The sequence below is a fragment of the Novimethylophilus kurashikiensis genome, assembly GCF_003112435.1.
GTDB lineage: Bacteria > Pseudomonadota > Gammaproteobacteria > Burkholderiales > Methylophilaceae > Novimethylophilus > Novimethylophilus kurashikiensis.
In genome coordinates this window covers 160,760-185,086 of sequence record NZ_BDOQ01000002.1, presented here as the reverse complement: position 1 = coordinate 185,086, position 24,327 = coordinate 160,760, and the positions used below count along the sequence as shown (strand labels likewise).

General features: G+C 56.2%; 26 protein-coding genes and 1 tRNA gene. 6 read left to right on the top strand and 21 right to left on the bottom strand.

What is annotated here, in order from left to right:
* Positions 1–5 precede the first annotated feature (5 nt).
* From NMK_RS02135 to rnr, 10 genes are all read right to left on the bottom strand, one after another.
* Positions 6–809, bottom strand: coding sequence for an ABC transporter ATP-binding protein (locus NMK_RS02135; RefSeq protein WP_109014113.1), 804 nt, complete (start codon positions 807–809; stop codon positions 6–8).
* The gene (locus NMK_RS02130; RefSeq protein ID WP_109014112.1) at positions 806–1,639 is read right to left on the bottom strand and encodes an ATP-binding cassette domain-containing protein; all 834 of its coding nucleotides are present in this window, start codon (positions 1,637–1,639) and stop codon (positions 806–808) included. The genes NMK_RS02135 and NMK_RS02130 overlap by 4 nt, the downstream gene beginning before the upstream one ends.
* Positions 1,632–2,891, bottom strand: coding sequence for a histidine--tRNA ligase (hisS, locus tag NMK_RS02125; protein WP_109014111.1), 1,260 nt, complete (start codon positions 2,889–2,891; stop codon positions 1,632–1,634). Before hisS ends, NMK_RS02130 begins: the two co-directional genes overlap by 8 nt.
* A 63-nt stretch (positions 2,892–2,954) precedes the next feature.
* Complete coding sequence (ispG, locus tag NMK_RS02120; RefSeq protein WP_109014110.1) at positions 2,955–4,229, bottom strand: flavodoxin-dependent (E)-4-hydroxy-3-methylbut-2-enyl-diphosphate synthase; 1,275 nt, start codon at positions 4,227–4,229, stop codon at positions 2,955–2,957.
* 3 nt (positions 4,230–4,232) lie between these two features.
* Positions 4,233–5,195: a RodZ domain-containing protein gene (locus tag NMK_RS02115; RefSeq protein ID WP_109014109.1), complete on the bottom strand. Its 963-nt coding sequence runs from the start codon at positions 5,193–5,195 to the stop codon at positions 4,233–4,235.
* Between the two features lie 5 nt (positions 5,196–5,200).
* Positions 5,201–5,986, bottom strand: coding sequence for a type IV pilus biogenesis/stability protein PilW (pilW, locus tag NMK_RS02110; protein WP_109014108.1), 786 nt, complete (start codon positions 5,984–5,986; stop codon positions 5,201–5,203).
* On the bottom strand, positions 5,983–7,071 hold the full coding sequence (gene rlmN / locus NMK_RS02105; RefSeq protein WP_109014107.1) for a dual-specificity RNA methyltransferase RlmN: 1,089 nt from the start codon (positions 7,069–7,071) through the stop codon (positions 5,983–5,985). The genes pilW and rlmN overlap by 4 nt, the downstream gene beginning before the upstream one ends.
* A gap of 55 nt (positions 7,072–7,126) precedes the next feature.
* Entirely contained in the window at positions 7,127–7,552 is a 426-nt protein-coding gene (ndk, locus tag NMK_RS02100) for a nucleoside-diphosphate kinase (protein WP_109014106.1), read from the bottom strand.
* A 90-nt stretch (positions 7,553–7,642) separates the two neighbouring features.
* Positions 7,643–8,389, bottom strand: coding sequence for a 23S rRNA (guanosine(2251)-2'-O)-methyltransferase RlmB (rlmB, locus tag NMK_RS02095; protein WP_109014105.1), 747 nt, complete (start codon positions 8,387–8,389; stop codon positions 7,643–7,645).
* On the bottom strand, positions 8,386–10,791 hold the full coding sequence (gene rnr, locus NMK_RS02090; protein WP_109014104.1) for a ribonuclease R: 2,406 nt from the start codon (positions 10,789–10,791) through the stop codon (positions 8,386–8,388). Before rnr ends, rlmB begins: the two co-directional genes overlap by 4 nt.
* Positions 10,792–10,833: 42 nt before the next feature.
* On the opposite strand from rnr, the gene NMK_RS02085 reads away from it, so the two are divergent.
* Positions 10,834–10,920 (top strand) — tRNA-Leu (locus NMK_RS02085).
* A gap of 196 nt (positions 10,921–11,116) precedes the next feature.
* Here the strand turns inward: NMK_RS02085 and NMK_RS02080 are convergent.
* The gene (locus tag NMK_RS02080; RefSeq protein WP_146187118.1) at positions 11,117–11,299 is read right to left on the bottom strand and encodes a hypothetical protein; all 183 of its coding nucleotides are present in this window, start codon (positions 11,297–11,299) and stop codon (positions 11,117–11,119) included.
* Positions 11,300–11,552: 253 nt separating this feature from the next.
* On the opposite strand from NMK_RS02080, the gene NMK_RS02075 reads away from it, so the two are divergent.
* Both NMK_RS02075 and corA read left to right on the top strand, forming a co-directional pair.
* Positions 11,553–11,825 carry a SemiSWEET transporter gene (locus NMK_RS02075; RefSeq protein WP_109014102.1) on the top strand — a complete coding sequence of 91 codons (273 nt, stop codon included), beginning with the start codon at positions 11,553–11,555 and terminating at the stop codon, positions 11,823–11,825.
* 70 nt (positions 11,826–11,895) lie between these two features.
* Positions 11,896–12,966: a magnesium/cobalt transporter CorA gene (gene corA / locus NMK_RS02070; RefSeq protein WP_109014101.1), complete on the top strand. Its 1,071-nt coding sequence runs from the start codon at positions 11,896–11,898 to the stop codon at positions 12,964–12,966.
* Here the strand turns inward: corA and msrA are convergent.
* A complete protein-coding gene (msrA, locus tag NMK_RS02065; RefSeq protein ID WP_109014100.1) occupies positions 12,953–13,498 on the bottom strand; it encodes a peptide-methionine (S)-S-oxide reductase MsrA in 546 nt (181 codons plus the stop codon). The two genes, corA and msrA, sit on opposite strands and share 14 nt — an antisense overlap.
* 78 nt (positions 13,499–13,576) lie before the next feature.
* Here msrA and NMK_RS02060 point away from each other — a divergent pair, with 78 nt between their 5' ends.
* Together NMK_RS02060 and serB are read left to right on the top strand one after the other, a co-directional pair.
* Positions 13,577–14,149, top strand: coding sequence for an RT0821/Lpp0805 family surface protein (locus NMK_RS02060; protein WP_109014099.1), 573 nt, complete (start codon positions 13,577–13,579; stop codon positions 14,147–14,149).
* A gap of 67 nt (positions 14,150–14,216) precedes the next feature.
* Positions 14,217–15,047, top strand: coding sequence for a phosphoserine phosphatase SerB (serB, locus tag NMK_RS02055; RefSeq protein WP_109014098.1), 831 nt, complete (start codon positions 14,217–14,219; stop codon positions 15,045–15,047).
* A 59-nt stretch (positions 15,048–15,106) separates the two neighbouring features.
* Here serB and NMK_RS02050 read toward each other — a convergent pair whose 3' ends face one another.
* Genes NMK_RS02050 through rpoE form a run of 5 tightly spaced genes read right to left on the bottom strand, consistent with a single transcriptional unit; the run spans position 15,107 to position 19,092 of the window.
* On the bottom strand, positions 15,107–16,528 hold the full coding sequence (locus tag NMK_RS02050; protein ID WP_370848364.1) for a DegQ family serine endoprotease: 1,422 nt from the start codon (positions 16,526–16,528) through the stop codon (positions 15,107–15,109).
* A gap of 9 nt (positions 16,529–16,537) precedes the next feature.
* Positions 16,538–17,008, bottom strand: a complete 471-nt coding sequence (locus NMK_RS02045) for a SoxR reducing system RseC family protein (protein WP_109014096.1) — start codon at positions 17,006–17,008, stop codon at positions 16,538–16,540.
* On the bottom strand, positions 17,005–17,979 hold the full coding sequence (locus NMK_RS02040; RefSeq protein WP_109014095.1) for a MucB/RseB C-terminal domain-containing protein: 975 nt from the start codon (positions 17,977–17,979) through the stop codon (positions 17,005–17,007). Before NMK_RS02040 ends, NMK_RS02045 begins: the two co-directional genes overlap by 4 nt.
* Before the next feature lie 5 nt (positions 17,980–17,984).
* Complete coding sequence (locus tag NMK_RS02035) at positions 17,985–18,473, bottom strand: sigma-E factor negative regulatory protein (protein ID WP_109014094.1); 489 nt, start codon at positions 18,471–18,473, stop codon at positions 17,985–17,987.
* 16 nt (positions 18,474–18,489) lie between these two features.
* Entirely contained in the window at positions 18,490–19,092 is a 603-nt protein-coding gene (gene rpoE / locus NMK_RS02030; protein ID WP_109014093.1) for an RNA polymerase sigma factor RpoE, read from the bottom strand.
* Positions 19,093–19,217: 125 nt separating this feature from the next.
* Here rpoE and nadB point away from each other — a divergent pair, with 125 nt between their 5' ends.
* Entirely contained in the window at positions 19,218–20,846 is a 1,629-nt protein-coding gene (gene nadB, locus NMK_RS02025; RefSeq protein WP_227871325.1) for an L-aspartate oxidase, read from the top strand.
* A 15-nt stretch (positions 20,847–20,861) separates the two neighbouring features.
* Here the strand turns inward: nadB and NMK_RS02020 are convergent, their stop codons facing one another.
* From NMK_RS02020 to NMK_RS02005, 4 genes are all read right to left on the bottom strand, one after another.
* Positions 20,862–21,353: a methyltransferase domain-containing protein gene (locus NMK_RS02020; protein ID WP_109014091.1), complete on the bottom strand. Its 492-nt coding sequence runs from the start codon at positions 21,351–21,353 to the stop codon at positions 20,862–20,864.
* A 72-nt stretch (positions 21,354–21,425) separates the two neighbouring features.
* The gene (fliE, locus tag NMK_RS02015) at positions 21,426–21,743 is read right to left on the bottom strand and encodes a flagellar hook-basal body complex protein FliE (RefSeq protein ID WP_109014090.1); all 318 of its coding nucleotides are present in this window, start codon (positions 21,741–21,743) and stop codon (positions 21,426–21,428) included.
* An 82-nt stretch (positions 21,744–21,825) separates the two neighbouring features.
* Positions 21,826–23,154 carry a sigma-54-dependent transcriptional regulator gene (locus NMK_RS02010; protein ID WP_109014089.1) on the bottom strand — a complete coding sequence of 443 codons (1,329 nt, stop codon included), beginning with the start codon at positions 23,152–23,154 and terminating at the stop codon, positions 21,826–21,828.
* Positions 23,151–24,311 carry a sensor histidine kinase gene (locus tag NMK_RS02005; RefSeq protein WP_109014088.1) on the bottom strand — a complete coding sequence of 387 codons (1,161 nt, stop codon included), beginning with the start codon at positions 24,309–24,311 and terminating at the stop codon, positions 23,151–23,153. Before NMK_RS02005 ends, NMK_RS02010 begins: the two co-directional genes overlap by 4 nt.
* Positions 24,312–24,327: the final 16 nt, after the last annotated feature.

Here is a 24,327-nt window from a genome sequence, read left to right as displayed (position 1 = left end):
TAAAGCTAAGCGGCCTGGCGATGCCGGCCGGGGATAGAATTCAATAAGTTTTGCGTGTATTCCTCACGCGGATTGGCGTAGAGCGCTTCGACCTGGCCCTGCTCCACCACGCGACCGCGGTGCATCACGGCCACTTCATCGGCAATATGCCGCACTACGCGCAAATCGTGACTGATGAACAAGTAACTCAACCCCATCTCGCGCTGCAATTCCTTGAGCAACAACAGGATTTGCGCCTGGATGGAAACATCCAGCGCCGATACCGGCTCGTCGCAAACCACTACCTTGGGGTCGAGGATCAAGGCGCGCGCAATGCCGATACGTTGCCGCTGCCCCCCCGAAAACTCGTGCGGATATTTCTTCATGTCCGCAGCGCTCAAACCGACGCGCTCCAGCATGCTCACCACTTTGGCACGGCGCTGTTCCGCATCGCCCAGTTGGTGAATCACCAGTCCTTCCACCACGATCTCGCCAACACGCATACGCGGATTGAGCGAAGCGAACGGGTCCTGGAATACCATCTGCAAGTCACGCCGTGCGGCACGCAAGGCTTCTCGGTCGAGGCTCGCCAAATCGCGCCCATCGAACAAGACCTTGCCTGCATCGAGGGGCTGCAATTGTAGCAGACAACGCGCGAGGGTGGATTTGCCGCTGCCGGACTCTCCTACGACCGCCAATGTGGTGCCTGACTTCAAGGCGATGTCCACATTGTCCAGCGCCTTGACCAAGGTAGTTGAAAAGCCGAATCGACCGCTGCGCTGCTTATAGGTCTTGGTCAGGCCGGTGGCAGAGAGAATAAATTCGCTCATACGGACGCTCCCTTGAGCCAGTCATAGTCGATGGGTTTCAGGGCTTTCCTGCCTTCGGCGTCCGGCACGCAATCGAGCAATGCCCTGGTATAGGGATGCTGCGGACGGTCCAGTACATCACCAACACTGCCCTTTTCCACGATTTCCCCACGGAACATCACCACCACATCGTCGGCGATGTCTGCGACGACACCGAAGTCATGGGTGATGAACAGCATCCCCATGTTCATTCGCGTCTTGAGATCGGCCAATAGCGCGAGGATTTGCGCCTGTACCGTGACGTCTAGCGCGGTGGTTGGCTCGTCTGCAATCAGCATGGCGGGTTCGCAAGCAATGCTCATGGCGATCATCACGCGCTGGCGCTGGCCGCCGGACAATTCATCCGGATAACTGTTAGCTCGTTCAGCTGGAATTCCGACACTTTCGAGTAACGCCGCCACTTTAGTCCGCAAAGCCTTGCCGGAAAGCCCCAGATGCGTGCTCAAAGTCTCGCCGACCTGGAAGCCGATGGTCAGCACGGGGTTCAGCGAGGTCATCGGTTCTTGAAAAATCATGCCAATGCGCTTACCGCGCACATCGCACATCTGGGTATTGCTGAGGCCGACGAGAGAGCTGCCCTGGAATACGATATCGCCCGAAACGCGCTGCAACGCCTTGGGCAGCAGCCCCATGACGGAAAGCGCGGTGAGGCTCTTGCCGCTGCCCGATTCGCCGACGATACAAGTCGTGCGACCGGGAGAAAGTGAAAATGAAACGTTGTTGACCAACAGACGAGAAGGCGCTGCCGCAGGTGCGACGGTCAGCTTCTCGACTTTAAGCAGGTCAGCCACGCAACCCCTCCGCTATTTGTGCCATCGGCACACGGACTTGCTCGCCTTCGCCGCGCAAGGGCTTCAGGCTTGCCTCGCCCGCTTGCGCTTCGTCGTCACCAACGATGACGGCGTAACGTGCGCCGCTCGCATCTGCCTTTTTCATTTGCGATTTGAAGCTGCCGCCACCGCAATGCAGCACAGCGTTGAAGCCTGCGTTGCGAATATCTTCAGCCAAGGTCATGGCGACCTTGTCGGCCAGTTCACCAACATGAACTACATACGCATCGGGGCCATCCGCGGGCGGCTCGAAACCTTGATCCTGCATGAGCGCCAGCAAACGCTCGACCCCCATGGCAAAACCGCAAGCGGGGGCGGGCTTACCGCCGATTTGTTCGATCAGGCTGTCATACCGGCCACCGGCACAGACCGTGCCTTGCGCCCCTAGGCGCGTCGTCACCCATTCGAACACTGTGGCATTGTAGTAATCCAGGCCGCGGACCAATCGTGTATTGATTCGATAAGGAATATTGGCCGCCTGCAGCATCTGTTGCAGCTGCTCGAAATGCTTGAGCGAAGCTTCGTCGAGCACGTCTATGAGCTTGGGCGCCCCCTCGACCATGGCCTGCATTGCCGGATTCTTGGTATCGAGAATACGCAAGGGATTGCTGTGCAAGCGGCGCTTGGCATCTTCATCGAGCACATCTGCGTGCTGCTCGAAATAGGCGATCAATTGGGCGCGATAATTGGCCCGCGCCTCGGCAGAACCCAGGGAATTGATCTCGAGGGCCACATCCTCCAACCCCAACAGCTTCCACAGTCGAGCCGTCATAATGATGTGCTCGGCGTCCATGTCTGGACCATCAAAACCCAGGGACTCGATCCCTACCTGATGGAACTGTCGATACCGCCCCTTCTGCGGACGCTCGTGGCGGAACATCGGCCCCATGTACCACAAGCGTTGCGGAGCGTTGTATAGCAAGTTGTGCTGAACAACGGAACGCACGCAGGAAGCCGTGCCCTCCGGACGCAGCGTCAGTTGCTCGCCGTTCAAGCGATCTTCGAAACTGTACATTTCCTTTTCCACGATATCAGTAACTTCACCGATGGATCGGACGAAAAGGTCTGTCGATTCGACGATAGGCGTACGAATCTGCTTATAGCCGTAGCCGCGCAGCCAGTCGCGCACGGTCTCCTCGAAAAACTCCCACAGCGGGGCATCGGCGGGCAGCATGTCGTTCATGCCGCGCACGGCCTGGATGGTCTTGCTCATTGTTTTGATTAGAGAATCGGGTAAAAAATTTTAACACGCGCCGGGAGAGCGCAACTATACGATTTAAGCCAGCGTTAGCGGGATAACCTTCTGTTCGCGGCGCAACACCCCGCCCTCCGCATAATGCGTACGAACATAGTCTTCGACGATGGCTTGGAATTCTTCGGCAATTTGGTCGCCCTTGAGCGTCACGGTCTTTTCGCCGTCGACAAATACGGGGGCAACAGGCACTTCGCCAGTACCGGGCAGGCTGATACCGATATTCGCGAGCTTGGATTCGCCGGGGCCATTCACCACGCAGCCCATCACGGCCACGTTCATGGTCTCGACACCGGGATACTGACTGCGCCAGATCGGCATTTGCTCACGCAGGTATCGCTGGATTTTCTGCGCAAGCTCCTGAAAGAACGTCGAGGTCGTACGGCCGCAGCCGGGACACGCGGTCACCAGGGGCGTGAATGAACGGATACCCATGGTTTGCAGGATTTCCTGCGCCACCACGACTTCCTTGGTACGTGATTCGCCGGGTTCGGGCGTCAGGCTGATGCGGATGGTATCGCCGATGCCTTCCTGCAACAGCACGGAAAGCGCGGCCGTCGAGGCCACGATGCCCTTGGAACCCATACCGGCTTCGGTCAAGCCCATATGCAGCGGATAGTCGCAACGACGGGCCAACTCGCGGTAAACGGTGATCAAATCCTGCACGTCGCTGACCTTGCAGGAGATGATGATGCGATCGCCGGGCAGCCCCAAGGCTTCGGCCTGAGCCGCGCTTTCTAACGCTGACTGGATCAAGGCCTCGCGCATCAAGGCTTCGGACGACAACGGCTCGGCAGCCTGTGCATTCTCGTCCATCATGCGCGCCATCTTGGCTTGGTCCAGGCTGCCCCAGTTGACGCCGATACGCACGGGCTTGCCGTACTTCACGGCCATCTCAATCATCGCGGCGAACTGCTCGTCGCGCTTGGAGCCCTTGCCAACGTTACCGGGATTGATGCGGTATTTAGCCAATGCTTCGGCGCAATCCGGATATTGCGCGAGCAGCTTGTGGCCATTGAAATGGAAATCGCCCACAAGCGGCACGTTACAACCCATGGCATCGAGTTTTTTACGAATGCTGCCGACCTGGGCCGCGGCCTCAGGCGAATTGACGGTAATGCGAACGACTTCAGAGCCTGCCTGCCATAGCTCATACGCCTGCTGAGCCGTTCCTTCGGCGTCAGCCGTATCGGTATTGGTCATGGACTGCACCACGACCGGCGCACCGCCGCCTACCGCGACATGGCCAACCATGACACGGCGCGTATGATGGCGTTGAATGTGCTGCTGAGAACTCATGTATTACTCCAGGGTCAGGCGTGCCACGTTGGCCTTGGCGTGCGACAGCACGTCGACCGGTTGTCCCTTGTAGATGACCGTTGCCCCATTGACGTTGCCGATCACGACCTTGAGCGGCGGCTTACCCTCCACCACTTCCTCGCTGGCAGCCGGCTTGGTCTTGTTCAGTAATTCCTTGCCGTCGGCATCCATGACGCGCACCCAACTGGATTCGGAAAACTTCAGTTCGACGCGGGCAATCCCGGCAGCAACGGCATTGGAAGGCGCAGGTACAGCGGCAGATGGAGTTTGAGACGGTGTCGCAACCGGTACTGCGGGGGCTGCCGGTGCAGGGCTTGCAGACGGCACAGAAGGCGCAGCTGGTTCAGCCTGAGCCAGCGTCGCATTAGGGGCTGGCTCGGTCAATTGCTCAGGTTGCATCCCTGCCCCCATGGGTGCAGGCTCTGGCTGAGCTTGAAGCGGCACGGGCGTCGTAGCGGATTCGGTTTTAGCGGGAGCCGCTACATTTTCAGCAGGTTCAACCGCCGCGGGATGGCTCTCCCGCCAATCCATGTAGAACCACCATGCGGCAGCGGCCAGGACGAGGATGCCGGTAGCAACTAGGTATGGCAACCAGGAACCGCGATTGCCGGTCTGAATCGGAATACCCTCGGTATGTAGGCTAATGGCCGACAGGCTGGGCGCGTCGGGCACTTTGCTGCGATACATGGCCAACAGCGGCTCCGCCTCGATCTGCAACAATTTGGCGTAGTTTCGAATAAAACCGCGGGTAAATGTCGCCGAGGGCAGATCCGAGTAAGCGTCAGCCTCCAACGCAACGACTTGCCGCGGGCTCAGGCAAAGCTGACGCGCAACATCATCCACTTCCAGTCCCAATTGCTCTCGCGTCGTGCGTAGCAGCTCGCCTAACCGCGACGGTTGAACGTCGGGAGTCTCGTTTTCCATGACAGAAATTTCTTCGCTCATTCTGGTTACTGGGCAGAGGCTTCTTGCGCCACGGCCCTTGTCTGTTCGGAGTCAGGGAACTGGTTGCGTAGCAGCAACGCCAAGCTGGCTTCCGCATTCTGGTCACCCACTGCACGTGCAATGCGCCAGCCGAGATAAGCGACATCGGGAGTAGGCGCACCTTCTTGCAGTGCAAACTGGATATGCCGATTTGCAAGTGTCTTGTTGCCGCGCTTGAAATAGATATTAGCCAACTGGTAATTGGCGTTGCGCAGGTTGGGCTGAATTTGCAAGGCATTCGTCAGGTAAGTTTCAGCGTTCTTTTCATCACCCTTGCGCAAAGCGCAAATCCCTGCGTTCATCCACGCGCTTTCCGGCGAGGAATAAAGGGGATTTTTCAGGGCAGCCATGAATTCCTTGATGGAATCGTCGATCCGATTGCGCGAACACAGGAAAGTGCCGTAATTATTGTGCGCTTCGGAATTGCTGGGCTCCAACTGGACGGCGCGCTTGAAATTGGCTTCGGCCTTGTCGTCCTCATGCAGGGCGGCGTAGACCAGCCCAAGGCCGTTGTAGGCACCTGGATATCCAGGGTCGATCTGAACTGCTGAAGAAAACTCTTCTAGCGCAATCGCCAATTTATTCTGGGAAAAATAGCCGGCACCCAGATCGGTGTGCAGCCGCGCGCGATGGCGTTCCGGAGATTCATTGCCGATTCCGGCGGCGGTTCCGGAATAGCTTTCCTGATTTTGACTCGGCGCATTGGCACACCCTGCCAGCACCAGCATGCCGATGGCTAACCAGCGTTTCATACCTTGTTCAACTCCACGATCCGTTTCAGGGTCCGACGCGTTTTGTCTTGCACCTTGCCGGCCAACTGGCCGCAAGCCGCATCGATATCGTCGCCGCGCGTTTTGCGTGTAGTTACGACGTAACCCGCCTGCATCAAGATATCACGGAAACGGCGGATGCTGTCGGGCTTGGAGGTTCCGTAGCCGCTATCCGGGAATGGATTGAACGGAATCAGGTTGAACTTGCAGGGTACATCGCGCACCAGGTCGAGCAATTGCCGCGCGTGCTCCGGCGTATCGTTGACGCCGTCCAACATAACGTACTCGAAAGTCACGAAATCGCGCGGTGCTTTCTCCAGATAGCGCTGGCAAGCCGCCATCAGTTCATGCAGCGGATATTTCTTGTTAATCGGCACAATCACGTCGCGCAGCGCGTCGTTGGGCGCATGCAGACTGACGGCCAAAGCGACCGGGCACTCGTCGCGCAGCCGATCCATGGCGGGCACCAGGCCGCTGGTGGACACCGTCACGCGTCGACGGCTCAAGCCGTAGGCGTTGTCGTCCAGCATGATATTGAGCGCGGTGACCACGTTGTCGAAATTCGCCAGCGGCTCGCCCATGCCCATCATGACGACGTTGGAGATGATGCGGTCGCCCTTGGGATCGCGTCCCAGCGCCTTATTGGCAATCCACAGCTGCCCGATGATTTCGGAGACAGATAGATTGCGGTTGAAACCCTGGCGACCAGTGGAGCAGAACGTGCATTCCAAGGCACAACCGACCTGCGAGGAAACACACAAGGTACCGCGGTCGGATTCGGGAATAAAGACAGTCTCCACGCCGTTGCCTGCACCAACGTCGATGAGGAATTTACGGGTGCCGTCTTCGGAAATCTGTTCGAGTTTGATCTCGGGAGGAATAATCGCAGCCACCTGCGCGAGTTTGTCGCGCAGGGCCTTGGCGATATCCGTCATTTGCTCGAAATCGCTCACGCCGAAATGATGCATCCAGCGCATCAGCTGCTTGGCACGGAACGGCTTTTCGCCGAGTTCCGCAAAGTAGGCAGCGAGTTTGGGTTGGTCGAAATCGAGCAGGTTAACGGTCATTCAATCATTGCGCAGAACATTCGATAAATAGATCCAATGTCCCGCATGCCTCACATTAGCGGGAGAACACCTGGGAAGACGGGAAGAAGTAAGCGATTTCGTTCGCTGCGTTTTCCAAGGAATCGGAGCCGTGCACGGCATTAGCATCGATGCTGTCGGCAAAATCGGCACGGATGGTGCCGGGAGCTGCCTTCTTGGGGTCGGTAGCGCCCATCAGGTCACGGTGAGCCAGCACGGCGTTTTCGCCTTCCAGCACTTGGATCACAACGGGACCGGAAGTCATGAACTTGACCAGGTCGGCAAAGAAAGGACGCTCGCGGTGAACAGCGTAGAAACCTTCGGCTTCAGCCTGGGACAGGAAAGCCATGCGGGAAGCGACGATCTTGAGACCAGCGTCTTCGAAACGGGTGTAGATCTTGCCGATCACGTTCTTGGCAACTGCGTCGGGTTTGATGATGGACAGGGTACGTTCAACAGCCATGATGACTCCAAAATTGAGGGTTTGAAAAACCCGATAAAATAGCACGTTAGCCGGTTTAAATAAACCACCGGCTCAGCCGCGGCCGTCGGCTCAAGCCGTCGAACGTTGGCGTCTCGCCTCGTACAGACACATGCCGCTGGCAACCGAAACGTTGAGGCTCTCTACCGTACCGAACATTGGAATGCGTACCAACGCATCGCAGGTTTCAGACGTCAAACGGCGCAGCCCGGTTCCCTCCGCCCCCATCACTAACGCAATCGGACCGGTGAGCTTGGTCGTGAACAAATCGCCCTCCGCCTCTGCCGCAGCCCCGACCAGCCACACGCCGGCCTCCTTCAACTCGCGCAGGGTACGCGCCAGGTTGGTCACAGCGATAAACGGGACGCTCTCGGCCGCGCCGCAGGCAACCTTACGCACCGTGGCGTTCAAGCCTGCAGCGCGATCCTTGGGTGCAATGACGGCATGGACGCCCATGGCGTCGGCCACCCGCAGGCAAGCGCCGAGATTGTGCGGGTCTTCCACACCGTCCAGCACCAGCAGCAACGGCGGCTCGTCGAGGTCGGATTCGAGGATATCGTGGATATCCTGATACGGCAGTGGCGCATCTTCAACCCTTGCCAGCACGCCTTGGTGACGGCCGTGCGCAGACAAGCCGTCCAAGCGTTCGCGCTCCATCTGCATGACGCGAACCCCCTTCTGTTCGGCGAGTTGCAGCAAATCCTGCATGCGCATGTCGTTACGCGTTTTGTCGATGCAAACTTCTTGAATGCTGGTCGGGTTCTGGCGCAGGCGGCCGGCGACGGCATGAAAGCCGAATATGATACGGGTACTACTCATTTCTTCTTGGAGCCTCTCGTGCTGCGGGTGGATTTGGATGTAGCGCGCGACGTGCGCGGCGAAGTGGATTTGCTTTTGGGCTTGCGGCCTGGCGCAGCGGGCAGACCCAAGGTATTACGCCCTCGTCCTGCGCCATCTGTTTTTGCAGTTGTTGCCTTTGCCGGTTTCTTCGCGGCCGGCATTTTGGCCGGTTTCTCGCCCGGCGTCGACTCCGACGCCTCATTTAGCGACGCAAGCACGAAATCAATCTTGCTGGTTTCCATATCGACACGAGCCACCTTGATCCGCACCCGATCGCCCAGGCGGAAACTCTTACCGGTACGTTCGCCCGTCATCATGTGCCGCACGTTATCAAAGTGGAAGTAATCGTTGCCCAGCTCGGTTACGTGCAACAAGCCCTCGACGTAGACGCCATCCAGCGCCACGAACAGGCCAAAACTCGCCACGCCGCTGACTGTGCCTTCGAACACTTCGCCGACGCGATCTTGCATGTAGTAGCACTTGAGCCAGGTCTGGACATCGCGTGTCGCTTCATCGGCTCGCCGCTCGGTCATCGAGCAGTGCATGCCCAGCTCGACCCAATTGCCGGGCTTGTATTTCTTGCCCTCCAGCACGGCCTTGATGGCACGGTGAACCAAAAGATCAGGATATCGGCGGATCGGCGAAGTGAAGTGCGTATAGGATTCGTAGGCGAGACCGAAATGGCCGACGTTATCCGGGCTGTAGACCGCTTGCTGCATCGACCGTAGCAATACCGTTTGCAGCAACTGCTCGTCCGGCCGCCCCTTGATCTTGTCTAGCAGCTTGCAGTAGTCCTTGGCATGAGGCGCATCCCCGCCGCCCAGCTGGAAGCCGAATTCAGCCATGAAACCGCGTACCTTCTCCAGCTTTTCCTCGGTGGGCCCTTCATGGATTCGGTAGAGCACGGGATGGTGGTGCTCCTTGAGGAAATCCGAGGCGCAGACATTGGCTGCCAGCATGCATTCTTCAATCAGACGGTGGGCATCGTTCCGCACCACCGGCTCGATCCGGTCGATTTTGCCCTGGTCGTTGAAGATCATAAGCGTTTCGGTGGTTTCGAACTCGATCGCCCCGCGCTTCTCGCGCGCCTTGACCAGCACTTGGTAGAGATCGTACAGGTTCCGCACATGCGGCTGGATATGCGCATATTCACGGGCCAGCTCGCCTTCGGGATTGATGATCATGTCGTAGACCTTGGTATAGGTCATCCGCGCCTTGGAACGCATTACCGAGGGGTAGAACTTATAGCGCTTGATCTTGCCCTTGCCGTCGATCTGCATGTCACACACCATGCATAGCCGGTCCACATCCGGGTTGATCGAACATAGGCCGTTAGACAACGCCTCGGGCAACATGGGAATCACGCGCCGGGGGAAATATACCGAGTTGCCGCGGTCGTAAGCCTCTTTGTCCAATGCGTCGCCCGGCCTCACATAGAAACTCACATCAGCAATCGCGACGACCAGGCGCCACCCCTTGGGCTCCTTCTTATCGCCTGACGTAGCGATAGGCTCGCAATATACGGCGTCGTCGAAGTCGCGTGCGGTTTCGCCGTCGATGGTGATCAGCGGCAATTCACGCAGGTCGATGCGCCCTTTCCAGTCCTTGGCCAACACCTTGGGTTTGAATTGCTCGGCCAAGGCCATGGTTTCGTGCGAGAACTGATGCGGCAAGTAATGCTTGCGCAAGGCGATTTCGATCTCCATGCCTGGGTCGGCATAATTACCCAGTACCTCGACCACCCGCCCTATCGGCTTGGCGTATGCGGACGGTTGCTCGATCAGTTCGACCATCACCACCTGCCCGGCCTTGGCTTTCATGTCTTGCCCCGGCGGAATCAGCACATCCTGGTTAAAGCGGTGGTCCTCGGCTGCCACCATCACAACGCCTTGCTCGCGGATCAACCGGCCAACCAGTTGTTTATTGACGCGCTCCAGCACCTCGACGATCTTGCCTTCACGCCGACCTCTTCGATCCAACCCGCCGGGCCGCACCATCACACGATCGCCGTGTAGCACCTGTGCCATTTCCCGGGGCGAGAGGAACAAATCCTCGCCGCCGCCGTCGGGAATGAGAAAACCGAAGCCGTCTTGATGGCCTTGTACGCGTCCAGCGATAAGGTCCAACTTCTCCGCTAGGCACAATGCACCCTTGCGGTTGCGGATGATCTGCCCGTCGCGCTCCATGGCCGCCAAGCGGCGATTAAAGACATCGCGTTCCGCCTTGCGGATACCCACTAATTTATACAGTTGCTCAACTGCAACGGGGGCTCCTTCCTCCTCCATGACTTGCAAGACAAATTCACGACTCGGGAGGGGGTTTTCATAACGTTCGGCCTCTCGCTCGGCGTGTGGATCCTTGCTTTGGCGTTTATTTTTCATTTGACAAACTCGTTCTTTCATTTAAAATGCGCGGACTTTCTAGCCCAGATGGCGGAATTGGTAGACGCGCTAGGTTCAGGTCCTAGTGGTGGCAACACTGTGGAGGTTCGAGTCCTCTTCTGGGCACCAAATCCAAAAAACGCACCGAACTGAATTCAGACGGTGCGTTTTTGTTTTTACCGTTACCCGCATCGATCAAAGCCGCTTCAGAATTCTCTGGCCCGCATTCTCCCACGTATTGATCACACCGTTTCAAATTCTTTGATCTCATTCTTTAACTAAGACCGCCGTATGGCACGGCTGTTCGCGGCTGAATCCCTGCCGCCTAATTAATGCCGATCAAAAATTTCGCAATCAGCACCGGATCACCGCTATGCAATATTTGCGCGACCGAGAGTTGACGTGAAGGCGCATCGGCATCGCCATCGAGACGATCCACACCCCAGCCTATTCCCATGGAAATCAGGGTTGCGGCCACCATGACCATGAATTTTTGACGTGGAACCATCGCACCCTGCTTTTCCATCTGCCACGTCAACAACCTAGCAACAATGGAAAAGGTGATGGTAGAGACAATAAAACCAAGCAATGAATTAAACCTATTTGTTGTAGAGCAAGCCCGAATAGTACGCTCAATGTCCTGATGATTTGAAGATCAAACCTGTCGTCGTACATAACAAGCTTCGTTGCCGGGGTACAATCCCACCCCTATTTTCATCTAGGCAGGTTTTCGGCTCACGATTTTAGATGCAGGAATAACAATGTCCCCACAATTTCACGATCTCGTCGGCTATCCCGCAGCTTTTCTCACCACGGTCGCATTCATTCCGCAGGCCTGGCAATCCTGGCGCACACGGGATCTTTCCGGCATCTCGCTCCCGATGTATGCCTTGTTTACCCTAGGCGTGGCCTTATGGATGATCTACGGGCTGTTGATCGACAGCCTGCCGGTATTTGTCGCCAACATCATCACCCTCGGTCTTTCATCCCTCGTGCTGGCGCTGAAAATCCAGCAAGCCCTACGTTCTCGATAACCTGTTCAGATCAAGCTTGTACGCACTGTAACCCACTGAAAAGTTGAAGCAAGTGATGTAGGATGCGGGGATGTCAAGAAAACACAAAAGACGTTCGGAAAAAGTCGGGCTGCCAGCAGGCTCGCTGATCCATATCGGCGAGGTAAAAACGGAGCGGCCGGAACTGGTATTGATCAGTTTCGATGGCAACCAGCTCACCGAGAAAGCCGCAGGCAACCTGACCGACCTTTGCCTGCCGGAAGCAGTCGGCACGCGCTGGCTCAATGTCTACGGGCTGCACGACCCCGACCTCATGGCCGAGATCGGCCGGACGTTTAACCTGCACCCCCTGGTGTTGGAAGACATCCTCAATACCGACCAGCGCCCCAAGCTGGACACCTACGACGATTACCTTTTCCTTGTCACACGCTTTTTCAGCTACGACAAATCCTCCATGCTCATCGGCTCCGAGCAAGTGAGCATCGTGCTGGGTCGGGATTTCGTGCTGACCTTTCAAGAACGTCGCACCGGCTCATTCGATCCGCTGCGCGAACGGCTGCGCGCCAACAAGGGCCACATCCGCACTGCAGGCCCCGGCTATCTCGCCTATGCCCTGCTCGATATCATCGTCGACCGGTACTTCATTGCGTTGGAGCAAATTAGCGACGATTGCGAGACGCTGGAAGACGAAGTGCTAGATAAACCGACGACTTGCGTCCTGCAAAACATCCATAAGCTCAAGCGCGAGAGCGTAACTCTACGTCGCGCCGTCTGGCCGCTGCGCGAAGTCGTCAATAGCCTGATCCGCAACGAATCGGGCTTTTTTACCCACGAAACCGTCCTGTACCTGCGCGATGTCTACGACCACACCGTGCATTTCATCGAATCGCTGGAGGCCTTGCGCGACCTCCTCGCCGGCATGCTGGACATTTATCTTTCCAGCATCAGCAAACGGGTCAACATGGAAGTGCGTGCTCTGACCGTAATGGCCATGCTGTTCATGCCTGCAACCTTAATTGCAGGCGTATTCGGCATGAATTTCAAATATATACCGCTACTCGATAGCGCCGACGGTTTCTGGGTTGCGATGGGAGGCATGGCCACCATCGCCAGCGTCATGGGGCTGATCTTCTGGCGAAGGCAGTGGCTCAGCCGACACTGACCATGTCCGGGAATTGCTCCCGAACATGGGCAACCTTGGGCATCACCACCAACTGGCAATAGGGCTGACGGGTATTGTTGGCGAAATAATCCTGATGGTAGGACTCGGCCGAATAGAATTGGCTTGACGGCGTCACTTCCGTCACTACCGGATTCGGCCAAAGGCCATTGGCGTTGATTTCCCGAATAACTTGCGCTGCCTCTAACCGTTGTTTTTCGTCATGGTAGAAAACGGCAGAACGATACTGCGTGCCGATGTCGTTGCCCTGGCGATTAAGCGTGGTCGGGTTATGGCTGGCGAAAAAGACTTCAAGCAAATCGCGATAGGCAACTACTTGCGGATCGAACGTCACCTGAATAACTTCGGCATGCCCTGTCGTTCCTTCGCATACTTGCTTATAAGTTGGGTTCAGCAACGTGCCGCCCATAAAACCGGAAACCACAGACGACACACCCCGCAATTGTCGGAATACGGCTTCAAGGCACCAGAAACAACCGCCGGCGAATGTAGCGACTTCGAGTTGGGCAACCATCCTGTCCTCCGTCTGTGGTCTCATACGTTATTGGTTAAATTACAACTTTTCGGCAATCACAACAATGAAAGGTTCATCATGAAAACCACCCGTACCGCCCTGGCCTTGATAGGCCTGGCCCTGATTCTCCCCGCATCTCCTTCGGTCTATGCGGATCCACCTCCCTGGGCGCCAGCGCACGGTTGGCGCAAAAAGCACGATCCCTATTACACCGGCTATTCCGGCAAGCGCTGGGATGACGACTACGGCATCGTCGAGGGTACTTGCGATCGAGACAAGATAGGCGCAGTGCTGGGTGGTGTCGTAGGCGGTGCAATCGGATCGACGGTGGGGAAAGGCGACGGCCGAACGGTTGCCATCATTATTGGCTCCGTACTGGGCGCAGTAGTCGGCCATCAAATCGGCGAACAAATGGACAAAGCTGACCGCGCTTGTATCGGCCACGCACTGGAGCTTGCCTCCGACCGTAACAGCGTCGTCTGGGACAACCCCAATAGCGGCTTGAGCTACCGTGTCACGCCAGTACGCGGCTTGGATATCGATGGCCGCAAATGTAGAGAATATGACCTCGCCATCCGAGGTGATGGCGTCAACGAAAAACGGCGCGAAAAAGCCTGCCAGGTCAGCGAAGGCACCTGGAAGCCCATGTAATCGCCCGTCCCGTTACCAAAGCCGCGCGATGTTATAATCCGCGGCTTTTCTGTTTACAGACTCCCCCATGCGTCTCGTCATCCAAGGCCCATCTATCACCTCTGAATCGTTGGCCCGCATTGCATCCCTGGCCGGAGTTCAGGCAACCCAAATCGCCGAGACGGCGCATGTGTTCAAGGGTGTAGAAACGAACGAAGCCATCGGCAGCTATTGCCGCGAGCAAAGTCTGGACTACGCGTTCGTTCCGGACGAGTTGAATCTCGATCAGGTCGGCCTCGTCGTCATGGACATGGATTCAACCTTGATTTCGATCGAATGCATCGACGAAATCGCCGATATGTACGGCCTCAAGCCGCAAGTAGCGGAAATTACCGAAAGCGCGATGCGCGGCGAGATCGAATTTGCAGAAAGCCTGCGCCGGCGCGTGGCCCTGCTCAACGGTCTCGACGAAAACGCACTGCAACGCGTCTACGACGAACGCCTGCATCTCAATCCGGGCGCAGAATACATGCTGGGCGAACTCAAAAAACACGGTATTCGCACACTGTTGGTGTCAGGTGGATTCACCTTCTTCACCGACCGCCTCAAGAACCGACTTGGGCTCGACTACGCGTATTCGAATACTTTGGAAATAATCGACGGCAAACTGACTGGCAAGGTGTTAGGCAACATCCTGGATGCTCAGGGCAAGGCTGACAGTTTGATTCGTATCCGCGAAGAACTGGGCCTGATCAAGGAACAAGTCATTGCCGTGGGTGATGGCGCCAACGACCTCAAGATGATGGCCGTAGCCGGCGCCGGAGTGGCTTATCACGCCAAACCCGTAGTGCAGACCCAGGCTACATTCGCGCTCAACCATAGCGGACTCGAGGGTGTGGTTCACCTGCTGCGGAATTGATCGCGAGGCAACTACCAATAAAAAAGGGCGCCGCGGCGCCCTTTTTCGTTCGGGAAAGATTACTTCCCGTTGACTTTTACCGGCACATACAAGGTGCTGTCTCCGCGCAGGATCAGCAACGCGACAGTCTTGCCAACCATGCCGTCGATCAGCTTGTTGAACTGGTCGACACCTTGCACTTCGTTGTTGTTGACAGCCAGCACAACGTCGCCGCGGCGAATGCCGGCAAGCGCAGCAGTCCCTTGGGAGTTCAAAACCAGCAAGCCGTTCTTGCCCAGTTTCTTCTTTTGCTGCGGCGTCAGATCGCGTAACTGCAAGCCGAGGCGGTTGGGCTCTACCTTGGCCGGGCCGCGCGGCGCAGCCTTGGCTTCGTCTTTCTCGTCCGGCATCTCACCGACTTTAACTGAAAGGTTACGCGTTGCACCTTTGCGCAGCACTTCCATTGTGACGTCCTTGCCGGGCTTGGTGCCACCGACAATTCGCGGCAAATCAGAAGAATTAACGACCGGTTTACCGTCGAAACGAATGATCACATCCCCCGGTTCCAAACCGCTACGCTCGGCAGGACTACCCTTCTCGATGCCTGCCACCAAGGCACCGTTGGTGTTCTTCATGCCAAAGGAATCCGCCAGCTCTTTGGTGATTTCCTGGATACCGATTCCCAGCCAGCCACGCGACACTTTGCCGGTGGACTTGAGCTGGTTTTGCACGTCCATCGCCACGTCGATCGGAATGGCGAACGACAGTCCCATATAGCCACCAGAACGGCTATAGATCTGGGAATTGATGCCGACGACTTCGCCTTTCATGTTGAACAACGGACCGCCGGAGTTACCCGGATTGATAGCCACGTCGGTCTGAATGAACGGAACATAATTTTCCTGCGGGAGGGCGCGACCCTTGGCGCTGACGATACCAGCCGTCACGGTGTTCTCGAGTCCGAAGGGCGAACCGATGGCAACAACCCATTCACCGACCTTAAGTTGCGTAGGATCGCCCAGTGTAACCTTGGGCAGACCGGTAGCCTCGATCTTGATCAAGGCGACATCGGAACGCGGATCAGAACCGATGATCTTGGCCTTGAACTCGCGGCGGTCAGTCAGCTTGACGATGACTTCGTCGGCGTCGTTCACCACGTGTGCATTGGTCAGCACATAGCCGTCCGAACTGACAATGAACCCGGAGCCCAGCGATTGGGTCTTGTAATCCTGACCACCGCCCTGCCCGCCCGGACCTTGCGGCCCTTGCGATCCTGGAGGCGCGAAGTGGCGGAAAAATTCGTAGAAAGGATCATCCTCCGGCACGTTGGGGAACGGCATCATGCCGTTGCCGCCGTTGGCGTGCACAGTGGTGACGGTACTGATATTAACGACTGCAGCCCCCTGCTTTTCCACCAGTTCGGTGAAATCAGGCAGGTCTTTGGCCAATACAGTCGTCGTGAATGAGAGCAGGAAAAGGGCTGTAACCCAGAGCTTTCGCATCATAAAGAATCACCTTGAACAATGACGAATAGACACCAATTCGCCGCGCCGCAACATCACGGGCTGATAACGCCCGTCCGTCTCACGGCGTTGCGTTTGGAACTTGACCCATACGAAACCGGCAAAGAGGCCGGCCAGGGCGCCGATGACAGCCCCCGCATCGCCGCCAACGCGGGATGCAGAAGCGCCACTACCGATAAATGCGCCGATACAAACCAGCACAAGGGGTATAAGGTAGGCCGTCAACGAACCGGCCAGCAATGCGCCCTCCTCTATGCCGATAATCACAGCTTCGCCAACCTTGGCTTGCAGTGCATTCGACGTCCAGAATCCGCCACTGTTGCGCTTGAACAATCGGCCCCATAGGGATACCCCGCAGCCCTGCGTGGTGCCGCAAAGCCCGCAAGGCGCGTTACGACGGATTTCCAGATGTGCGCGGTCGCCTTCCACGGCGACCACGACAGCTTGCTCTTCAATCATTTGTTAAATACGACTCCGTTGGAAATTTGTGCGACCGTAGCTGCAGGCACTTCGCCCATCACCACGACCTGATGACCATCGTGCACTGTCACCAATACATTGGTAGCGCCCTGGCTGAAACTGCCGACCTTGGGCACCGAGACACCCTGACTCACGGGCTCGATGAATACAGACACCGAGGCAAGACCATCCCAGAACACGAGATGGCTAACCGGATAAGGCTTGCCCGGCACTGCACGTTTAACCTGCTCAGTCTTGCGGAACCCCGGCGGTAAATGCGTGACCGTCCAGCTTTCATCCCGTGCAGGAATCGGTGTCACGGTTTCCTCGGGCGCCATCACGTAGCTTTTACCGCGCTGGATATCCGGATGGAACCAGTCACTATTGTCACTATCCACCAGCATCAACTGGCTGAACGCCACTTGCTCGATCACTTCATCCTTGTCATTGAGGATGGCCATCTTAAGGAGCAATCCCGATTCACGCTCGATCCACAGCTTGCATCGATAACGGAGTTTGTCTCGCGGGTCCAGAGTGACCATTTGCCCTTCGTGTCCGCCGATGCGCTCGGTACCGCCAAGCTTGATCTGGTAGTTCGCTTTCAGGTCGTCTGTCAGCTTGGGCAACACAGCAGGGAAACCGTTCTGCAGCCGACGCTTGTCTACCATGACCTTTTCGCTCTTGGGCTGGTAGATCACCACGTCATTGCCCTGGCGGAGCATCTCGCGAGGAACACCGTCCAGCAGCACCAGGCGCGCAAACTCGCCGCTGGGGCCGTAGTTCACGTGCATGATCTGCATCGAACTCACATTGGCGCCCGCCTGATAAACGAACACCCCCTTGTAATTGAGCTGATGTGCAGCTTGATTGGCTTTGTCCAACATCAGCCAGGGATCACCGGACTCCGCCGCCTGTCCCGCTAGCGGCAACAACCAAAGCAACAAACCGAGGCGACGGATCAACGAGCGCATTCGAATCAATTACCGGTTTCCGAATAAGTAGCAGGCTGGATTTCATACGCATGCTGCATACCGTAGGTCGGTGCGTATTCATGGTGAGCCAGCATGTAATTGTTGAGAGATTCGGGAGACAAGGTGTTCTGGGCGATGGAGGGGGCAGGCGCTTGGGTAGGCAATCCGACATTCTGGGATTGCCAGACGATCCAGCCGACGAATGCGACAGCAGCCACTGATGCGGCAACAGGCACCACATGCTGATGCTGCAAACGCTCGCGCAGGGTACGGCGTCGCGGTGCCAATACGGTGGGTTCGGATTCGAGTTGCTGCATAATCTTGGAATACATGCCGTTTTGCGCGTGGAATTCGCCGCGCATTACGTCGCCAATAAGATGGTAGGTCGACCAGCACGCTTCAGCTTCATCGCTTTTACAAAGTGCTGTGTATAGATGTGGATTTTCATCCATATCCATCTCTCCATCCATGAGTGCGGATAGCTGTTCCTTCATTTGATTCTCCTGTCTACTACCATCTTTTATCCTGGGGGGTATCGAGCAACGGCCGTAATCGTTCGGCGATGGATTCACGGGCACGGAAGATGCGTGAACGCACGGTCCCGATCGGGCAATCCATCATTGTGGCGATCTCTTCATAGCTCAAACCTTCGATTTCGCGCAGCACGATTGCGGTTTTCAGATCTTCAGGCAATGCATCAATTGCCAACTGCACGGTTTTGGCAATTTCCTGTGTCATCAGTTCAGTTTCCGGCGTATCGAGTGTTCTCAATTCGTCGCCGTCCTCGAAGTTCTCCGCGTCGTCCACGTCGATCTCGTTCGAGGTCTGCGGCCGGCGCCCCATGGATACCAGGTAGTTCTTGGCAGTATTGATGCCAATGCGGTAGAGCCAGGTATAAAAAGCACTTTCCCCGCGGAAATTGGGTAGCGCGCGGTAAGCCTTGATAAAGGCCTCTTGCACCACGTCTTCCACTTCCGCCTGGTCGCGGATGAAGCGGGACAGCAGCCGGCCGAGCTTGCGGCGGTATTTGTCCACCAATAGCCCGAAAGCCTGCTTATCTCCACGCTGAACCCGTTCGACCAGTTGCTGATCTATGTCACGGTCGCTCGCCAAGAGCGCTTCTCCCTGTTATTGCCTTGTTATGTGCGATCAGCGAAGTATACCGCGCCAACACTGTACGCAGCTAACAGACAACGCTAAACTCGGGTTGGTTCAATTCCCGATTACGAGTCCTGATTTTGCGGAAATTCGATGTACTCATCATAGGCAGCGGTCTGGCCGGTTTGACCCTCGCGCTTCACCTGGCGTCTACCCGCAGCATCTGCCTGATTACAAAAAGAGAACTCAACGACAGTTCGAGCCATTGGGCCCAAGGTGGCATCGCTGCGGTGCTGGCCGACGACGACACTATTGAAGCGCACATCCAGGACACCTTGATTGCCGGCGCCGGCCTTTGCGATCCGGAAGTCACTCGGTTCGTTGTAGAACATAGCCGTGAAACGGTACAGTGGCTGATCGACCAAGGCGTGCCGTTCACCCGTGAAGACGACAACAGCGGTTTCCACCTGACTCGCGAAGGCGGCCACAGCCGCAGGCGCATCATCCATGCCGCCGATGCGACTGGACACGCCGTGCAGGAAACGCTGGCCGAAAAAGTAAGACGCCATCCCAACATCACGGTGTTGGAGCATCACATCGCCGTCGACCTCATCACGGCCAAGAAGAACGACAGACGCAATAATCGCTGCCTGGGCGCCTACGTGCTCGACCAACAGCAAGGCAAGGTAGTGACCATCGGCGCTCAAAACACGGTATTGGCGACAGGCGGCGCGGGCAAGGTGTACCTCTACACAACCAACCCGGACGTGGCGACGGGCGACGGCGTGGCGATGGGCTGGCGGGCCGGTTGCCGCGTGGCAAACATGGAATTCATCCAGTTCCATCCCACTTGCCTCTATCACCCGCAGGCCAAGTCTTTCCTGATTACCGAGGCAGTGCGCGGCGAAGGCGGCATTCTCAAACTGCCGGACGGGACGCGCTTCATGCCGGAGCACGATGAACGCGCCGAATTGGCACCCCGTGATGTTGTGGCACGGGCCATCGACTACGAGATGAAAAAACGCGGGATCGACTGCGTTTACCTAGACATTTCGCACCGTCCCGCCGATTTCATCCTGTCGCATTTCCCGACCATTTACCGGCGCTGCTTCGAACTTAGCATCGACATCACCAAGCAACCTATTCCTGTCGTGCCAGCCGCCCACTATTCCTGCGGCGGACTGATGACGGACATGAATAGCCGCACCGATCTCCCGCATCTATATGCCATTGGCGAAGCCGCCTGTACCGGATTACACGGCGCCAATAGACTGGCATCTAACTCATTGCTGGAATGCATGGTATTCGCACGCGCAACCGCCATCGACATCCTGACGCAGCGTGGCATGGAGATTCCTGAATTACCGGATTGGGATGAAAGCCGGGTGACGGACGCAGATGAAGAAATCGTCATCACTCATAACTGGAGCGAACTTCGACGCTTTATGTGGAATTACGTGGGCATCGTGCGCACCAACAAGCGACTAACCCGCGCCATGCACCGCATCAACCTGCTACGCGATGAGGTCCATGAGTTCTATAGCAACTTCCGGGTTAATGGCGATTTAATTGAGCTGCGCAACCTGCTTCAAGTGGCCGAGCTCATCGTGAGAAGTGCCATGGAACGCCAAGAAAGCCGTGGGTTGCACTACAGCAAGGATTATCCAGAAATGTTGCCGGAAGCGATTCCAACCGTCTTGGAGCCTTCCAACTACTACAGCCTGCTAGATCATATGCATGGAAGACGGAAACGTAAGACAAGTGCTTAGTTGCGCACACTCAATCTACTTCGAAACTTTCTCCATGATAGTAATCAAGTGAGGGCCTTGCCATGATTGGCTTAATATCCTGAAAGACCCATTAAAACCATAAATGGCTCCCCAATTATTTACATCATCAAAATAGTAGGGAAACGTCTGCTCTGTAATGATATTGACGTGCGTCGGGTCGCAGAAGGCCTCGGCATGCGGATAAGCCGGCGTTTGAGATAAAAACTTTCCACCCGGCTTGAGCACACGGAAGACCTCGCTCATTAACTCAACAAAAGGATTTCTTCGTTGCGGAGCATAGATCAACCGGGGAATATGCTCTAGAAAGTCGTGTGCCGTAACAAAATCAAAGAAATTCGAATCAAAAGGAATAGGCTCTATCACCAAGTCCGCTTTGACAATATTGTTGGCGGTATCATTTCGAACATCAATCCCATAAACCACTTCCGCATTGAAAATATTTTTAGGATTGAGGCCGCAACCGAGATCAAGAGAAGTCGTTGCCATAGTTAGTTATTTTTGTTGGTTAAAAGGTTGGATATATCTAGAAGAGAAATTCGGATGCAATTCGCAAGGTAATTAAACCTGCATGTTCATTACGTCCTGATATGCAGCAACCAGCTTATTACGCACCTGCACCATGGTCTGGAAGGAAATACTGGCTTTTTGCAGCGAGATCATCACATCCTGAATATTTGCCTCAGGCTTGCCGAGTTGAAAATCCTCGGCTTTTTGATCAGCGCCTTGTTGTGCCGCATTGACCTGATCGATCGCCCCCTTGAGGGCATCGGCAAAATTTGCCGCACTGTCGGCGGGAGCCGTGTCAGTTTTGCCGCCGGCGATTGCCGCCGCAGCGTTCATCTGACTGAGTAATTGATCAATGCCCTTTGTATCCATTGCGTTTCTCAAGTTGTTATCCGATTATAGTCCTACATCGGAAGTATTTGTCTAGGCTTTAAAAAGCAAATCCTGGGCCAATTCACTTTCCTTCCCGATACTGCTGCAACTTATGCCGCAAGGTGCGCTCGCTCATGCCTAGCTTTTGTGCTGCCAGCTTGCGTGACCCGTTTACCGAATCTAGCGCATTCATGATGTGGACTTTTTCCAGGGATTTAAGATCATTGATCTCGCCCGAAGCCTCTCCCGTCACGTCAGGGGGTTGTCGATGAGGCCTTTGTGCGGAAATAGGCAGATGTAGGTGTTGCGGTAAAATATTATCGCTACCAGCCAGAATCACTGCGCGCTGAATCACATTCTCAAGTTCGCGTGCATTGCCCGGCCAAGGGTAGCTCAACAGTGTTTGCTCCGCCTCATCTGACAGTCGCATGGATTTTCGTCCCATGGAAGCAGACATTTCCGAAAGAAAATGACGCGCCAAAGGCAAGATATCCTGCACTCGCTCGCGCAATGGTGCAATCTGTAAGGGGAAAACATTCAGGCGATAGAATAAATCCTCCCGGAACGCCCCCTTCTCAACCTCAGCCTTCATGTCGCGATTGGAAGTCGCCAGCACACGTACATCCAATGCAATCGCCTTATGCCCCCCGACGCGCTCGACCTCACGCTCCTGCAATACCCGCAGCAATTTGGCCTGTAGCGCCAGCGGCATTTCGGAAATTTCATCCAACAGCAGCGTGCCGCCCTGCGCCTGCTCGAACTTCCCCGGCTGCGCCTGCGTGGCACCGGTAAAGGCACCTTTTTCGTAGCCGAACATGGTTGCCTCGAGCAGGTTGTCCGGGATAGCGGCACAATTGACGGCAACAAAGGGCTTTTCCGCCCGTGAGGAATGCTGATGGATAAATCGCGCCATCACTTCCTTGCCAGTCCCGGACTCACCGGTAATCATCACGGTTGCCGGAGTATCGGCGACCTTCAGCGCCATGCCGTAGAGGCTACTGCTGGCCGGGTCATCCATGACTGTTTGCTGCTGGCTGGCAAAACTTGCCGGCAACATCCAGCGGGCGGCCCTGGACAACAAATCCTCGACTTCAAAAGGCTTGACCAGATAATCGCAAGCCCCCTCTCGCATCGCCTCGACCGCCTGGGAAATGACGCCATAGGCCGTCATCAGCAACACCGGCACATGAGGCCATTCGGATTTAATCTCGTGCAGCAGCTGCAAGCCCGTCATGTTGGGCATTTGGACATCGGTGATGACCAACCCAACCGCATGCTGCCGCAATACGGCTAACGCCTGGACACCATCCTGTGCAATCAACACGCGATAGCGAGAGAGCTCTAATGTATCGACCAACGCCTCGCGCAGACTAGCGTCGTCCTCAACGATCAAAATAGGTAGTTGTTTCATTGTTTGACGATCGGAAAGCTGAGGCAGAATTCGCTGCCCTCGTTTTCGACGGATTTTACTGCAATCTCGCCGCCGTGAATTTGGACGACCTCGCGCACGATGGCGAGCCCGAGCCCCGTGCCTTCGGTGCGCGTGGTAAAAAATGGCTCGAACAATCGCTCCTGCAGCGCCACAGGGATGCCCTTGCCCGTGTCGCACACCTTGAACAAAATCTTTCCATCATCCACTCCAGAAGACAGCGATACCGAACCGCCCGCCTTGCAGGCTTGCATGGCATTACTCAACAGGTTATGTAAGGCGCCCGCCAAGGCTTCGCGGCTACCGAGCACGCAAGCATCCTGACTTTGATCGTCGACAGTGAACGCAATTCCAGCCTGAATCAATTGCGGCTCCATCACTTGCTGCACTTCGGACACGAGCGAAGACACCAAGATTTTCTCCTGCGCGCTGCGGCCGCCACGCACGAACACCAGCATGTCCTTGATGAGCTTTTCAAGATAACGCAATCGCCCCAAGGCCTTTTCGGAGAACCGGCTTCGATCTTCCGGTGCAAGATTGGCATCCGCCAGATGCGAGGTGTAGAGCAATGCCGCGGCCAAAGGAGTACGGAGCTGATGCGCCAGGGCTGCAGCCATTTCGCCCATGGCGGATAAACGCTTATGGCGCTGCAGCTGGATCTGCATGGCGTAGGCATCGGTTACTTCTTGCAACAGCAAGATTTCGCCGTGCAGCCCTTCGCGAATATTGGATGAAATGCTGATACGCCGTTCGGTACCCGCCAACAGCCATTCGCCTGGCGTCGGCGTAGCCTCCAGGCACCGCTCACGCACCGATTCCCATGGTGCACCGATCACAGGCTCGGTTAGCAACTTAAGTGCAGCTGGATTCGCCTCCTCAACCAATCCTGCGGCATCTAGGACTACCACACCGCCCGGCAAAGCATCGAGCAGGCGAGTGAGCCGTTGCGAGAGCGCTTCTTTTTCCTCATATTGCCGCCGTAACTCACCATTGGCCACGGCAAGTTCCTGAGTGAGTCCCTCGGCTTTCACCTGCAATTCAGCGTAGGCACTCGTCAGCTGCTCCGAAACCTGATTGAACAAGGCGAATGCCTGCTGGAGTTCCTCTTGCGTCGATGGAGGCTTTGATGTGTCGGTCATGAATGCAATATAAATG